Below are 14353 nucleotides of genomic sequence, written 5' to 3'. Positions count from 1 at the left end.
TAGCCAGCCATGAACAACCCACTGGCGCCCGTACCGGGCATCCGCGTCAGCCTTTCGGAGCTGATCGAGATGCGCCATCGCGTGCGTGAAGTGCAGTTGTTCTCGACGCCAGGCCAGCGTAGCCCACTGATCGGCCTGCACCACTCCAAACTGCGCGGGCGCGGCGTGGATTTCGATCAGGTGCGGGTCTATCAGGCCGGCGACGACGTACGCACCATTGACTGGCGCGTGACCGCTCGTACTCAGGAGCCTCACACCAAGCTGTTTCATGAGGAGCGGGAGCGGCCGATCTTCATCATGATCGAGCAAAGCCATCGGCTGTTCTTCGGCTCGGGGCTGATGTTCAAGTCGGTGCTCGCGGCCCAGGCCGCCAGCCTGATCGGCTGGGCCGCGCTGGGGCACAACGACCGGGTCGGCGGGCTGGTGTTCGGAGATAACACCCATTACGAGGTTAAGCCCCGGCGGAGCAAACAGAGCCTTCTGCAACTGCTGAACCGCCTGGTGCGGGTCAATCAATCGCTGCATACCGAGGGCGAAGCGGACCGCGATTCGTTCGGCAACGCCTTGCGCCGCGCCCGGGAAGTATTGCGCCCTGGCAGCCTGGTGATCGTGATTTGCGATGAGCGCGCGCTGTCCGACAGCGCCGAACAACAGTTGAGTCTGCTGTCACGCCATTGCGACCTGTTGCTGTTGCCGCTTTCGGATCCACTTGATCACGCCCTGCCCGCCGCCGGATTGCTGCGTTTCGCCCAGCGCGGCGCGCAGTTGGAACTCGACACCCTGAATTTCGAACTGCGCCAGACCTATCGCGCCCAGGCCGAGGCACGCCAGGAGCGCTGGGAATTGCTGGCCCAGAAGCTGCGGATTCTGCTCATGCCCCTGAGCACCCAGGGCGACATGGTCGAACAGCTACGCGAATACCTGAACCCCAAGCGGTCGGGGAAAAGCCGATGAGCAGTCTCGATCACCTGCAGCCACTGATCACGCCGCCACCCATCGGCTTCTGGCCTCCCGCGCCGGGCTGGTGGCTGCTGCTGGTGGTATTGCCGTTGCTGGGGCTTGGACTGTGGCAATTGCGCCGGTTCCTTCCCGCCAAGCGCTCCACCGTGCGCGCCGAGCAACCCCTGGACCCGGCGCGCCTGGCCGCGCTGGCGGAACTCGCCCAACTGCCCAAACCCTACGATGGCGCCCCTGCCGGCGCCTGGCTGCAACAGCTCAACGGGCTGCTCAAGCGCCTGTGTCGCAACCACTACCCGTACAGCCAGAGTCACACCCTCAACGGACGTAAATGGCTGGCTTTCCTGGATAACCGCTGCCCGGCGGCAGGCCTGACCCGCTGGATGGTGCTGGTGGAAGGCGCCTACAAGCCCGAATGCAAGCTCGATGACAAAGCCATTGCCGGCCTGACCCAAGCCGTCGAAATCTGGATTCGCAAACATGTTTGAGTTCGCCTGGCCGTGGATTTTCGCGCTGTTGCCGCTGCCCTGGCTGATGCGCCTGGTGCTGCCGGCGGCCGACAGTGGCGAGCCGGCCCTCAGGGTCAGTTTCCTGGGCGATCTCGAAGGTCTCGTGGGGCGCCGGGCCCGAAGCAATCTGCCGACCTGGCGTCAGCAGGCACCCTTCATCCTGCTCTGGCTGCTGTTGCTGATTGCCGCTGCCCGCCCGCAATGGTTGGGTGAGCCGTTGCCGATCGCTGCCAGCGGTCGTGACCTGTTGGTGGCGGTGGATGTCTCGGGGTCCATGGACTTTCCCGATATGCACTGGCAAGACGAGGAAATCAGTCGCCTCGCGCTGGTCCAGCACCTGCTGGGAGACTTTCTCGAAAGCCGCGAAGGTGATCGGGTCGGCCTGATCCTGTTCGGCAGCCAGGCCTACCTCCAGGCACCGCTGACCTTCGATCGTCGCACCGTGCGGCTGTGGCTGGATGAAGCGCGCATCGGCATCGCCGGCAAGAACACCGCTATCGGCGACGCCATCGGCCTGGCGCTCAAGCGCCTGCGTCAACGTCCGGCAAACAGCCGCGTGCTGATCCTGGTGACCGATGGCGCCAACAATGGCGGGGAAATCGACCCGCTGACCGCCGCCCGGCTGGCCGCCGAAGAAGGCGTGAAGATCTACCCGATCGGCATTGGCGCCGATCCGGAAGAAAGTGGCACAGCAGGGTTTGTCGGGGTCAACCCGAGCCTGGACCTCGACGAAGCGACACTCAGGGAAATTGCCCAAACCACGGGCGGCCAGTATTTCCGCGCCCAGGATGGCCAACAGTTGCTGGCGATCAAGACCACCCTCGACCAGCTAGAGCCGGTGACCCAACAGCCGACCCAGGCGCGCCCCGCCCAGGCACTTTACCAATGGCCCCTGGCCGTTGCGCTGCTGCTGAGCGTCTTGCTGGTAGCCCGGGAACGCTGGCCGGACAACCCTCTGCAGCGTCTGTTCACCCAGCCATTGTTCCAACCGGCAGAACATTCCGAGTGGCGCCGGCGACTCAAGCGCATGCGCCTGGGGAAACGCCGATGATCGCTCTCTGGCCACACTGGTTGCGTCCCTGGTTCCTATTGCTGCTGCCTTTGTTGGGGTGGCTGCTGTGGCACCTGTGGCACCGGCAGAAACGCGTGGGCCGCTGGCAAATGATTCTGCCGCCGGCGTTTCATGCCGTGCTGCTCAGTGGCGGCAACGGCCGCGAAAGCAAACTCCCGTGGGTTGCCCTTGGCTTGGGCTGGCTGTTGGTGGTGCTTGCGCTGCTGGGCCCCAGTTGGGCACGGGTCGAACAGACCAGCCAAAAACCCGCCGATCCGCTGGTGGTGGTGCTGGAACTGACGCCGCAAATGCTCGCCGCCGACGTCCCGCCCACGCGTCTGGAGCAAGCCCGGCGCAAGGTGCTGGACTTGCTGCATAGCCGCAGCGACGCCCAGACCGCAATCATCGTCTATTCCGGCAGTGCCCATACGCTGGTGCCGCTGTCCGACGACCTGTCCACCAGCGCCAACCTCCTGGAAGCACTCACCCCCTCGATCATGCCCCAGAACGGCCATCGCGCCGACCTGGCGGTCAACAAGGCCATGGCCCTGCTGGATCAGAGCGGACTTGGTCACGGTCGGATCCTGCTGATAGGTTCATCGTTGAACGAACAGGAACGCGAGCATATCCGCCAGATCCTCGATGGATCTGCCACGCAATTGCTGATGCTGGGCATCGGAACACGCGAAGGCGCCCCGGTAACCCAGGAAGATGGCAGTTACCTCAAGGATGCCCAGGGCGCGATTCTGGTACCACGCCTGGACAGCCCGAGCCTCAAGTCCTTCCTCAATGAGCTGGACGGCCGCTATCGCCCGGCGCGCCTGGACGATAGCGACCTGCGTGGCCTGGGGCTGCTGGACGGCCCTCGCCATTTGCGCAGCGACGGTCAGACGTTGCGCCTGGATACCTGGGCGGACCATGGCTACTGGCTGCTCCTGCCGCTGTTGTTGCTGGCCGCCTGCGCCGGACGGCGCGGCTGGCTGTTCTGCCTGCCGTGGATGTTCATGGTGCCGCAAACCGGTCATGCCTTCGAACTCCAGGACCTGTGGCTGCGCCCCGATCAACAGGGCCAGCACCTGCTCAAGCAGAAGCGTCCGGCCGAGGCCGCCGCCCACTTCGAGGACCACCAATGGCAAGGTGTGGCCCTGTATGAAGCCGGTGCCTACAGCGAAGCCGCTCGCCGCTTTGCCGAGGGCAACGACGCCCGCGCCCACTACAACCGCGGCAACGCCCTGGCCAAAAGCGGCGAACTGGACGCCGCGCTGGATGCGTACGAGCAAGCGCTGGAGTTGCAACCGGACCTGCGTCCGGCCCAAACCAACAAAGCGCTGGTGCAGAGCCTGCTCAAAGAGCAGACGACAAAACCTGCCGAACCTGAACCCAGTGAAAGTGAGCAGCCAGGGCCCGCCGAGCAAGCACCGAACGCCAGTGCCCAGGCACAAACTTCTGCGCCGGGACAGCCCTCCTCCGAAGCGACCGCGACACCGGAACAATCCCAGGGCCCCCAGGCAGCGCAACCGCCTGTTGCCCAGGATGTGCCGGGCAGCGAGTTGCCTGATGAGCGGACCACGACCCCACCGCTGCGCCCCGCGGCCGGCCAGCGCAACGACGAAGAACAACGCCAGGCACTGGAACAATGGCTGCGCCAGATCCCGGATAATCCGGGCGAACTGCTCAGACGTAAATTCTGGTATGAACAGCAAAGCCATCAGGCCCAGGGAAAAACCCCATGACCCGCTTCACCGCCTACCTCCTCGTGTTGCTGCTCTGGGCATCTGGAACCCAGGCCGTACAGTTGACTGCCAGTGTGGATCGCGGGCGCCTGAATTCCGGGGAGACCGTGGAACTGACCCTGGAGTCCAATGACGCCACACTGTTCGGCAAACCCGACCTGAGCCCGCTCCAGGCGCTGTTCGAAGTGCGCGGCACCCGCCAGGTCAACCAACTGACGACTCTTGACGGCGAGAATCGCGCCACCACCCGCTGGATCGTCACCCTGCTGCCACGCCAAAGTGGCACCGTGGTCATTCCGCCCCTGCAATTGGGCGAAGTGACCAGCCAACCGATCACCCTGCAAGTGATCGAAAGCGAAACGCGCAATGAGCCGGGCAAACTGGCCCCGGTGTTCATCGAGGCCAGCCTCGACCAGACCGACGTCTATGTGCAGGCACAGGCGATCCTGACCTTGCGCATCTACCATTCGGTGTCGCTGTACGACGACAGCAGCCTGACACCGCTGCACATTCCCGATGCCCGTACCGAGCAACTGGGCGAATCACGCACCTACGAAAAGGTCATCAACAACGTACGCCACGGCGTGATCGAACTGCGCTACGGCATCTACCCCCAACGCAGCGGCGAACTGATGATCCCGGCCCAGACCTTCAGCGCCACCCTGGTCGAGCCGGTGGCCCAGGGAACCGCGCCGTCGGGGCCCAAGCCCGGCCAGTTGATGCGGGTCAGTTCCGAGCAACTGCGCCTGACCGTCAACCCCAAGCCCGCCAGCTACCCGGCAGATGTGCCCTGGCTGCCGGCGCGCAGCCTTTCCTTGAGCGAGAGCTGGAGCCCGGAACCAACCCACAGCCAGGTGGGTGACTCCCTGACCCGCAGCCTGACCCTGGAAGCCGAGGGCCTGGCCAGCGCCCAGCTACCGCCCCTGCCAGCCACTGAAATCAGCGGCCTGCGGCGCTACCCCGACCAACCGGTACTCAGCAGTCGCAGCAGCGAGCGCGGTTTGGTGGGCAGCCGTGAAGACCGCGAGGCCCTGGTGCCCAACCGCAGCGGCACCATTGAACTGCCGCCGGTGGAAGTGGTTTGGTGGAACACCCGGGAAGACCACCTGGACCGCACCAGCCTTCCAGCGCGGACCCTGCAAGTGGCGAACAACCCGAGCCTGATGGTGGACACGCCAACAAGCACACCTCAGATTGTGACGATCGTCGACAGCGACACCTTGCGGTATTGGCAATTGAGCACTTTCATCCTGGCCTGCACCACGCTGCTGGGCTTGGGCCTGTGGTGGCGCGCCCGTTCGCAGCCGGCCATCCTGCGCGCGACCCAGGCCGGGCCGAGCCCGCGGACCTTGCTGGACGACCTCAAGCGTGCCTGCCTGGCCAACGACTCCCACGCTACACGCCAGGCGCTGGACGCCTGGGCTCGCCAGCAACCGGAAACCCTGGCCGACATGGCCGCACGCTTCGTGCCACTGTCCGACGCCCTGGACGGCCTCAACGGCGCGCTCTACAGCGAAACGGGTCAATATTGGCAGGGCGAAGATCTGTGGCGAGCCATTCGTACCATTCCCGCTGCGGAAGGCTTCCAGGACCCGGCCGGCGACAGTGGCTTGCCACCGCTCTACCCCAAGTGATCCCTTTGCGGGACATAGCGCTTCTGTGGCTCGCCACAGGAGTGGTGCCAACTCATTTGGAGAAGTTGCCCGGTTTCTCTCCTCTGTTTCCCAGTAAACTCTCCATCTTTTAGCCGCCTCTCTTCCCGCGGCCATCATCTGTTTTCTGGAGTTCATCTTGCGTCTGTTCCACACCTCCGACTGGCACCTTGGGCAAAACCTGCACGGTCAGGAACGCGACTTCGAACACGCCTGTTTCCTTGACTGGCTGCTGCGTCAGTTGACCAGTGAAAAGCCCGACGTGCTGCTGATTGCCGGGGATATCTTCGACACGGTGAACCCGCCGGTCAAAGCCCAGGAGCGGCTGTACGATTTCATCGTCAGTGCCCATGAACAAAACGCCAATCTGACCATTGTGATGATCGCCGGCAACCACGACTCCGGTTCGCGCATCGAACTGCCGGCGCCGCTGATGCGTCGGTTGCGCACCCATGCCCTGGGCCGGGTGTTGTGGCTGGACGACGGGCAACTGGACGTCGAGCGCTTGCTGCTGCCGCTGCCCGACGCCAAGGGCAAGGTCAAGGCCTGGTGCCTGGCCCTGCCATTCCTGCGGCCTGCCGAGGTGACCGGCGCACAACTGGGTGACGATTACCTGCGGGGCATCGGTCAGGTCCATGAATGGCTGATCGCCGCCGCCAACGACAAACGCAAGAAGGGCCAGGCACTGATCGCCATCAGCCACGCCCACATGGCCGGCGGCTCGGTGTCCGAGGATTCCGAGCGCAGCCTGATCATTGGCAACGCCGAGGCCCTGCCCGCCAGCCTGTTCGGCCCGAGCATCAGCTACGTCGCCCTCGGCCATTTGCACAAACCACAAAAGGTCAACGGCGAAGAGCGCATCCGCTACAGCGGCTCGCCGATTCCATTGTCATTTTCGGAAATCGGTTATCAGCATCAGATTCTCGATATCACCCTGGAAGGCGAAACCCTGGTCAAAGTCGAGCCACGGCTGATTCCCCGGGCCGTCAATCTGCAGCGCCTGGGCCCGGCACCCCTGGCCGATATTCTGGTGCAACTCAAGGACCTGCTGGACATCGACCTGTTGGCCGATGTCCAGCGCCAGCCCTGGCTGGAGGTGCGGGTGCGCCTCGATGAGCCGCAGCCTGACCTGCGCCATCAAGTGGAAACCGCCCTGCAAGGCAAAGCCGTGCGCCTGGTGCGGATCGCCGCCGAATACGCCGGCAACGGCGGCAGCACAAACGTCGATGACGGCGCCGCGTTGGTGGAACTGGATCAGTTGAGCCCGCAGGAATTGTTCAGCCGCGCCTGGCAAGACACCTACGGCAACGAAGTGGACGAACAGACCCTCAAGGATTTTGCCGTGCTGTTGCAAGACGTGCAGATGGAGGGCGAGCAGCCATGAAAATTCTCGCGATCCGTCTCAAGAACCTCGCGTCCCTGGCCGGGCCCTTCGAAATAGACTTCACCGCCGAACCGCTTGCCAGTGCAGGCCTGTTCGCCATCACCGGCCCCACGGGCGCCGGTAAAAGCACCCTGCTCGACGCGTTGTGCCTGGCGCTGTTCGGCGCCGTGCCGCGCCTCAACAACACCGGGCGCGACGCCAAGGTGCCGGACGCCGACGGCGAAATCGCTACGGGCGATCCGCGTACGCTGTTGCGCCGTGGTACTGGCGATGGTTACGCCGAAGTGGATTTTCGCGGCATCGACGGCCGTCGCTACCGTGCGCGCTGGGAAGCCAATCGCGCCCGGGAAAAGGCCGGTGGCAAGCTGCAAGCCAGCCGCCAGAGCCTGCGGGATCTGGACAACGATCAGTTGCTGGCGAGTCAGAAAGGCGAATACAAGGCCCAGCTCGAAGCCGCCCTGGGCTTGAACTTTGAACAGTTCACCCGTGCCGTGTTGCTGGCCCAGAGCGAGTTCAGTGCATTCCTCAAGGCCGACGACAACGACCGCAGCGAGCTGCTGGAAAAGCTCACTGATACGGCCCTGTATACCCGATTGGGCCGGCGCGCCTTCGACAAGGCCAAGCAAGCCAAAGAGTCCCACAAGCAATTGCAGGACCAGGCCACCGGCGTCACACCACTGGCCCCAGAGGCCCGCGCCGAACTGGACCAGCGCTTCAACGAAGCCCAGCAACAGCTCAAGACCCAACAGGCGCAACTCAAGCAACTGGAGCAGCAACACACCTGGCTTAAGGAACTGCGCCAGTTGCAAGAGCAACGGGCCAGCGCCGCCGAGCAACTGCAACAGGCCCAAACTGACTGGGACGCCCTGGCCGACGAACGCCTGAAGCTGACCCGCCTGGAACAACTCGCGCCGCAACGGCATCAGTTCATCCGCCAGACGGAACTGACCCGGCAGCTCGAACCCCTGGCCGTACAGGTTCAGCAGCTCACCCAGCAGCAGATCGATCTGCATGAACGCCAGGCCGAGCTGGAGAAAGGCCTGGGCGTTGCGCAACTGGCGCTGACCGCAGCCCGACAACAAAGCACCGACAGCGCCCCCTTGCTGCGCCAGGCCTTTGAAGAACAAGGCACCCTCGCCCGCCTCGACAAGGAGGCTCGCCAAAGCGCCGAACGCCAGGAGCAGGCACAACACGCCTGTAGCGAAGGCCAGCGCACCATCGACACGCTGCTTGAGCAGCAAAAACAGGTGGCCGAGCGCTTGCAGCGAATCGCCGGGGAGCTTGAACAAAGCACTCACCTGGCGCCGTTGAGCGACGCCTGGCAGGCCTATCGTGATCGCCTCCAACAGCTGATGCTGATTGGCAATCGCCTGAACCAGGGTCAGGTTGAACTCGCCACCCTGGAGCAAAATGCCGCCCACGCCGCCGAGCACCTGGCAACCCACCGGCAAAACCTCGAAGTGCTCTACAAGGAAGCCGACGCCGAACCGCAAGCGGTGGCCGAGCAGATCCAGTTGCTCGCTAATCTGCTCCAAGACAATCGCAAGCAACTGCGTGCATTCGAGGATCTGACGCGGCTCTGGGCCAGCCAGCAGGAGCTGGACAAGCGAGGTGCCGAGCTTGAACAGCGCCAGCAACAGGCGTTGCAGGAACGCGACCGATTGGTACGCGAAGGCAGCGAAGCCAAGGCCGAACTGGCGATTGCCGAACAGACCCTGAGCGTCACCCGCCAACTGCTGGAGCGTCAGCGCCTGGCCCGCAGCGAAAGCGTCGAACAATTGCGTGAACAGCTCAAGGATGACCAGCCATGCCCGGTGTGTGGCAGCGTCGAGCATCCTTACCATCAGCCCGAAGCCTTGCTGCAAAGCCTGGGGCGTTTTGATGAAACCGAAGAGGCCAATGCACGCAAAGCCGTCGAGTCGCTCCATGAAAAAGTCATCGACCTGCGCGCGCAATACAGCGGCGTCATCGCCCAGCTCAAAGAACTCAAGCAGCAACAGGAACAGCTCGCCAGCCAGCATCAAAGTCTGGCGCCCGCCCTTGAAAGCCATCCGCTCTCGGTGCAACTGCTGGCCCAGGATGCGGCCAAACGCGACGCCTGGCTGGACCAGCAAAGCAGTCAGCTCAACCTGCGTATCAGTCAGGACGAACAACGCCAGGCCGCCCTGCTGACGCTGCAACAGGACGCCGCGCGCCTGGCGCAGCACTTGCGCGAGGCTGAAACTGCGCATCAGCAGGCATCACTGCACCTGAACAACCAACAGCAGGAGCTAGCCCGGGATCGCCAGCGCCTGGACGAGGAACTGAGCCACTTCAGTACGTTGTTGCCGGCAGACACACTACAGGCCCTGCGCACCGAGCCGGCCGCGACCTTCATGCAGCTTGACCAGCAGATCGCTCAACGCCTGGCGCACCTGGAACAGCAACGCGACGAACTCAGCGAGCAGCTTCAGCGTCAGCAGGCCCTGGAGAAAGAGCAGGATCGCCAGCAAACCCGCCTCCAGCAGTTGGAGTTCGCGCAACGGCAACTGAGCGCCCTGACGGAACAACAGCAGGCCTGCCAGCAGCGGCTCAAGCAATTGCTGGGCGAACACACCAGCGCCGAACAGTGGCAGCAGCAACTCGACCAGGCCCTGGAACAGGCACACAGCGCCGAAACAGCGGCCAATCAACAACTGCAAGCGCTACGCCACAACCGGGTGGAACTGGCCGCCGAACTCAAGGCCCGCCAGGAACAAGCTCACGCGCTGGACACTGAACACACAGCCCTGGCCGCCGGCATCGCACAATGGCGCGCCAGCCACCCGGAACTGGATGATGCCTCTCTGACCGCCTTGCTTGACCTGGACGAGCAAAGTGTCGGCCAACTGCGTCAGCAACTGCTCAACAGCGAAAAAGCCATTGAGCAAGCCCGCGTGTTGCTCACTGAGCGCGAGCAGCGCCTGCAACAGCATCAGGCCCAGCACAACGGCAACCTGGAATCTGAACAACTGGCCCAGGCCCTCACCGAACTTCAAAGCCAATTTACCGCCAGCGAGCAGCGCTGCGCCGAACTACGCGCCGAACAGGCCGAGGACCAGCGCAGGCAGAACGCCAACCAGGCCCTGGCCCAGCAGATCGAACAGGCTTATACCGAGTACCAGCGCTGGGCACGGCTCGATGCGCTGATCGGTTCGGCCACCGGCGACCGCTTCCGCAAGCTGGCGCAGGCGTACAACCTCGATTTGCTGGTGCATCACGCCAACGTGCAGCTACGACAACTGGTGCGCCGCTACCGGCTCAAACGCGGTGGCAGCATGTTGGGGCTTCTGGTGATGGACACAGAGATGGGCGATGAGCTGCGCTCGGTGCATTCGTTGTCCGGCGGTGAAACCTTCCTGGTTTCCCTGGCCTTGGCGCTGGGCCTGGCCTCGATGGCTTCCAGCACGCTGAAAATCGAATCGCTGTTCATTGACGAAGGCTTTGGCAGCCTGGACCCCGAATCGCTGCAACTGGCCATGGATGCTCTCGACGGTTTGCAAGCCCAGGGACGCAAGGTTGCGGTGATTTCCCACGTGCAGGAAATGCATGAGCGGATCCCGGTGCAGATCCAGGTTCGTCGTCAAGGGAATGGCTTGAGTACCGTGGAGGTGAAATGAGCCGCGCCACGCTCTACTCGTTCCGGCGTTGTCCCTACGCGATGCGAGCGCGCATGGCGTTGCGCTACAGCGCGGTCGATTTGAACATTGTCGAAGTCAGCCTCAAGGCCAAGCCGCCCGAAATGCTGGCGCTTTCCAGCAAGGGTACGGTGCCGGTGCTGCAGGTCGATGGCAAGGTGATTGATGAAAGCCTGGAGATCATGCACTGGGCCCTGGCGCAGCACGATCCGGATAATTGGAGATTGCTTGGCGACCTCGAAGGCCATGCGTTGACGGCCGCGTTGATCGAGGAAAACGACCAGGTCTTCAAGCTTCATCTGAACCGCTACAAATACCCCGAGCGCCATCCCGAGTATCCATTGGAACATTATCGGACCGAGGGCGAGGTCTTCTTGCAAAGGCTGGAAGCGTTGCTTGAAACCCGAGCATTTCTGGCGGCGGATTACCAGAGCCTGGCCGACGTGGCGGTGATGCCGTTCGTACGGCAGTTTGCTCATGTCGACCGGGAATGGTTTGCCGCAGCGCCCTACCCTCGCCTACAGCGTTGGTTGCAAGGCTTGCTGGATTCCGAGTTGTTCGTGGCGATCATGGCCAAGTAATCACCCCACCCGGTGAACAGCTTTTGTGACTGGCTTCAGGCAGCCACGCTGCACATGCGCAGCACTGCACAATCGATCTGAAAAGGCCCGAAGACGGCAACCCTGGGCTTGACCGGCGGATTCCCCACCAACGCCCCCAAAGCCTTGGCGGTCAGGATGTTGTGCGCGATGTTGTGGTTGCACTCGATGGTCCGCGCCAGAGATCCCGCCGAGGCTTGCCCCAGACCCAGCAATGAAAAACCATTGGTGATGAACGCCAGGAATGCAATCACCCAAAACTTGCTTCTGTTCATGCGCCGACCGCCTCTTTTGCGGCGCCATGCTCGAGCGCCGCGCGGGCAACCGGGGGACCATAATGAACAGAAGGCCGGGCGGCCTGGAGAGAGGTCTCGGCAGAGCCTTGGTATTGGGCACCGAGGCTAACCACCAACACCATCGCCACGTACAGGCCGATGGCGATGTACGCGCCGTGTCTGGCAGAAGATAGGATTGCGCTGGCCATGGGGTTCTCCGTGGGCATGTTTCAGTGCCCACAGAATCAATCAACTAAACCGATTTTAATAGCGACCAATACGCATAGTGTCTATCAGTTTTATTGATTACTAATCCAAACAGATCAGTCCCTAAGCAGGCTCAATAATCGCTCACGAGCAGCGTCCGGCTCGCCGGGGGTTGGCTGGGCAGCCGAAACAATGGGGGTGGAATAGAGGAACAGCAGCATCATTGCCAGACGCATCGCCATAGTGTCGATCTCTTGTTGGAGAAGGAGTCAATTTACTAGCGTCAAATTTAAACACATGGCCATGTGATATTACAGCGGGTTTTTCGTAGGAGCAGGCAAAGCCTGCGATTCTTTCTCTTTTTCAAAGATGAAAAGATCGCAGGCTTCAGTCTTCAGCGCGGTTCAGTGTTGGGTCTTGTGGTCCAGGGCGGCGTAGAAGTTGGCGCTCTGTTGCAGGTATTTTTCGGTATAGCTCTGGGTGCGATTTTTCTTGTCGCTGATTTCAATGTTGGCACTGGCTGGCAGCGCTACGGTGGCGGAGATAGCGGAAGCAGCGATCACGGAGAAGAGATTCAGATTCATGTCGGTAGTCCTCGGATGAGTTGGCTTGCCTGCCCGGTTGGGCCGTGAAGCAAACTTACGCGCCGAGGCGTCTCGCTTTGAAATGCTTTGCAACACTAGCGAATATCAGTCTTGTTGATACAGCGACGCAGGCCCCGAAAATCGGGGCCTGCGCTTTACTGAGGGAGCATGAACTTCAAGTCGCTCGGCGCATCCATCGCCAGCTTTTGCACGGTTTTACCCAGCAGGCCGGTCTTGGGGTCACGCTCGAGAACCACGATCTGGTTGCTCTTCTGATTGGCGATCAGCAGGAATTTCCCGCTCGGATCGAGGCTGAATTCCCGCGGATGATCGCCCTCCACGGAGCGGCGCTGAAGCTCTTTCAGCGTGCCGGCAGCCGGGTCGATGGCGAACACCAGCACTTCGTTGGTGGTGCCACGATTGCTGACGTACAGGAACCTGCCATCCTTGGAGGCATGCAGCGCTGCCGCCGCCCTGCCGGGCTGTGGTTTACCCGCTGCCAGGTCGACCAGTTGCCGCTGGGTCAAACGCCCGTCCTGATAATCGAACACCGCCACTTGGGCGCTCATTTCCATGGTCAGCCACGCATGCTTGCCGTCGGCGCTGAACAGCAGATGACGCGGGCCGCTGCCGGGCGGCAACTGCACGAAGGCCGGATCGGCGGCGGTCAGTGGCAGTTCGGGGTTGGCCTTGGGGTCGTAGCGGTAGATGAACACCTTGTCCGCCCCCAGGTCGCTGGCGAACACGTACTTGCCATCGGGCGAAGACACGGCCGAGTGCACATGGGCGGACATCTGCCGCTCGGGATTGATCCGACTCGGCTGATGGCTGCTCAGTTGCACCACCGGCGACAGCTTACCGTCGGTTCCCACCGGCAACACCGCCAGGGTGCCTCCCGGGTCTTCCACCACCGAATAGTTGCTGACCAGCAAATGTCGACCATCGCCACTGAGGCTCGAATGAGTCGGTTCGTTGCCCAATGACTGCACCTGACTGATCAGGCTCAGCTCATGGGTCTTCGGGTCAATGGCGTAGCTGCTGACCTTGCCCACCGGGTCTTTTTGCCCCGGTCCGTTTTCATTCACCACGAACAGCCGGCTCATGTCCTTGGAAAGGGTCAGCCACGATGGGTTGTCGGTCTTGATCACTTGCAACGGCTGGGCATCGAGCTGGCCGTTGCGGCTGTCGAATTGCAGGCGGTAGATGCCCTGGCTCTGGCCGGCGGTATAGGAACCCACCAACAGTTGATGGCGCTCATCGGTCTCTGCCTGGACGCCCATGGCACCCACGCTACCGGCCATCAACAAGGGCCAGAAACTACGCATCCTCATGTGTGTCTTCCTCATCGTCGTGGCCGCTGGTCGCTTCCACGCACTCCAAGTGGTGGTCGCCCGAATCGCTGGTGATGATCCAGTGTTTCTTGACCACGTCGAACGTCGCGGCCTCCATCTGCGCAGGCGTGAAGCGCCAATGCTCGAGGGTGCGACCGTTCATGCACTCGACGTGCAACTGGTCTTGTTCGTCGAGGGAAAAATCGAATGCGTGCAGCCCGTCGATGATCAGCATGTCGCAGGTTTCGAGGGCGTGCAGCAGGGTGTCGGTCGAGGCAGTCATGGCAATCAGTCGGTCGTTGGGAAAGTGCTCATGATAACCCAATGTGGGAGTGGGCCTTGGGCCAAAAGGTTCGAAAGCACGGTCAACTGCCAGCTCGCATCGCGAGCAGGCTCGCTCCCACAATTGGATTTG

14 protein-coding genes are annotated in these 14353 nt (G+C 62.5%); 8 read left to right on the top strand and 6 right to left on the bottom strand.

Going from position 1 to position 14353, the window contains the following annotated elements:
* The first annotated feature begins 9 nt into the window (after positions 1-9).
* From PSEUDOMOFG3G_RS11425 to PSEUDOMOFG3G_RS11390, 8 genes are all read left to right on the top strand, one after another.
* Positions 10-954 (top strand): DUF58 domain-containing protein, encoded by a 945-nt coding sequence (locus tag PSEUDOMOFG3G_RS11425; protein ID WP_047225798.1) that lies wholly within the window; start codon positions 10-12, stop codon positions 952-954.
* Positions 951-1445 (top strand): DUF4381 domain-containing protein, encoded by a 495-nt coding sequence (locus PSEUDOMOFG3G_RS11420; protein ID WP_139049979.1) that lies wholly within the window; start codon positions 951-953, stop codon positions 1443-1445. Before PSEUDOMOFG3G_RS11425 ends, PSEUDOMOFG3G_RS11420 begins: the two co-directional genes overlap by 4 nt.
* A complete protein-coding gene (locus PSEUDOMOFG3G_RS11415; RefSeq protein ID WP_139049978.1) occupies positions 1438-2517 on the top strand; it encodes a VWA domain-containing protein in 1080 nt (359 codons plus the stop codon). Before PSEUDOMOFG3G_RS11420 ends, PSEUDOMOFG3G_RS11415 begins: the two co-directional genes overlap by 8 nt.
* Positions 2514-4250 carry a VWA domain-containing protein gene (locus PSEUDOMOFG3G_RS11410; RefSeq protein ID WP_139049977.1) on the top strand — a complete coding sequence of 579 codons (1737 nt, stop codon included), beginning with the start codon at positions 2514-2516 and terminating at the stop codon, positions 4248-4250. The genes PSEUDOMOFG3G_RS11415 and PSEUDOMOFG3G_RS11410 overlap by 4 nt, the downstream gene beginning before the upstream one ends.
* The gene (locus PSEUDOMOFG3G_RS11405; RefSeq protein ID WP_047225794.1) at positions 4247-5884 is read left to right on the top strand and encodes a BatD family protein; all 1638 of its coding nucleotides are present in this window, start codon (positions 4247-4249) and stop codon (positions 5882-5884) included. The genes PSEUDOMOFG3G_RS11410 and PSEUDOMOFG3G_RS11405 overlap by 4 nt, the downstream gene beginning before the upstream one ends.
* A 157-nt stretch (positions 5885-6041) precedes the next feature.
* Positions 6042-7286, top strand: a complete 1245-nt coding sequence (locus tag PSEUDOMOFG3G_RS11400) for an exonuclease SbcCD subunit D C-terminal domain-containing protein (protein WP_139049976.1) — start codon at positions 6042-6044, stop codon at positions 7284-7286.
* Positions 7283-10924, top strand: a complete 3642-nt coding sequence (locus tag PSEUDOMOFG3G_RS11395) for an AAA family ATPase (RefSeq protein WP_139049975.1) — start codon at positions 7283-7285, stop codon at positions 10922-10924. The genes PSEUDOMOFG3G_RS11400 and PSEUDOMOFG3G_RS11395 overlap by 4 nt, the downstream gene beginning before the upstream one ends.
* Positions 10921-11523 (top strand): glutathione S-transferase, encoded by a 603-nt coding sequence (locus PSEUDOMOFG3G_RS11390; protein WP_139049974.1) that lies wholly within the window; start codon positions 10921-10923, stop codon positions 11521-11523. Before PSEUDOMOFG3G_RS11395 ends, PSEUDOMOFG3G_RS11390 begins: the two co-directional genes overlap by 4 nt.
* A 35-nt stretch (positions 11524-11558) precedes the next feature.
* On the opposite strand, the gene PSEUDOMOFG3G_RS11385 is transcribed toward PSEUDOMOFG3G_RS11390, so the two are convergent.
* From PSEUDOMOFG3G_RS11385 to PSEUDOMOFG3G_RS11365, 6 genes are all read right to left on the bottom strand, one after another.
* Positions 11559-11816 carry a hypothetical protein gene (locus PSEUDOMOFG3G_RS11385; RefSeq protein WP_139049973.1) on the bottom strand — a complete coding sequence of 86 codons (258 nt, stop codon included), beginning with the start codon at positions 11814-11816 and terminating at the stop codon, positions 11559-11561.
* Positions 11813-12025 carry a hypothetical protein gene (locus tag PSEUDOMOFG3G_RS11380; RefSeq protein ID WP_139049972.1) on the bottom strand — a complete coding sequence of 71 codons (213 nt, stop codon included), beginning with the start codon at positions 12023-12025 and terminating at the stop codon, positions 11813-11815. The genes PSEUDOMOFG3G_RS11385 and PSEUDOMOFG3G_RS11380 overlap by 4 nt, the downstream gene beginning before the upstream one ends.
* 114 nt (positions 12026-12139) lie before the next feature.
* Entirely contained in the window at positions 12140-12265 is a 126-nt protein-coding gene (locus tag PSEUDOMOFG3G_RS28010) for a hypothetical protein (protein ID WP_256676792.1), read from the bottom strand.
* A 162-nt stretch (positions 12266-12427) separates the two neighbouring features.
* Entirely contained in the window at positions 12428-12607 is a 180-nt protein-coding gene (locus tag PSEUDOMOFG3G_RS11375) for a hypothetical protein (protein ID WP_047225788.1), read from the bottom strand.
* A gap of 155 nt (positions 12608-12762) precedes the next feature.
* Positions 12763-13938: a lactonase family protein gene (locus PSEUDOMOFG3G_RS11370; RefSeq protein WP_139049971.1), complete on the bottom strand. Its 1176-nt coding sequence runs from the start codon at positions 13936-13938 to the stop codon at positions 12763-12765.
* Positions 13925-14221 carry a DUF5629 family protein gene (locus PSEUDOMOFG3G_RS11365; RefSeq protein ID WP_171061359.1) on the bottom strand — a complete coding sequence of 99 codons (297 nt, stop codon included), beginning with the start codon at positions 14219-14221 and terminating at the stop codon, positions 13925-13927. Before PSEUDOMOFG3G_RS11365 ends, PSEUDOMOFG3G_RS11370 begins: the two co-directional genes overlap by 14 nt.
* Between the last annotated feature and the right edge of the window lie 132 nt (positions 14222-14353).

The organism is Pseudomonas sp. FG-3G (assembly GCF_901007645.1).
In the GTDB taxonomy this organism is placed as follows: domain Bacteria; phylum Pseudomonadota; class Gammaproteobacteria; order Pseudomonadales; family Pseudomonadaceae; genus Aquipseudomonas; species Aquipseudomonas rhizophila.
This window is presented reverse-complemented; position numbering and strand designations above follow the sequence as displayed.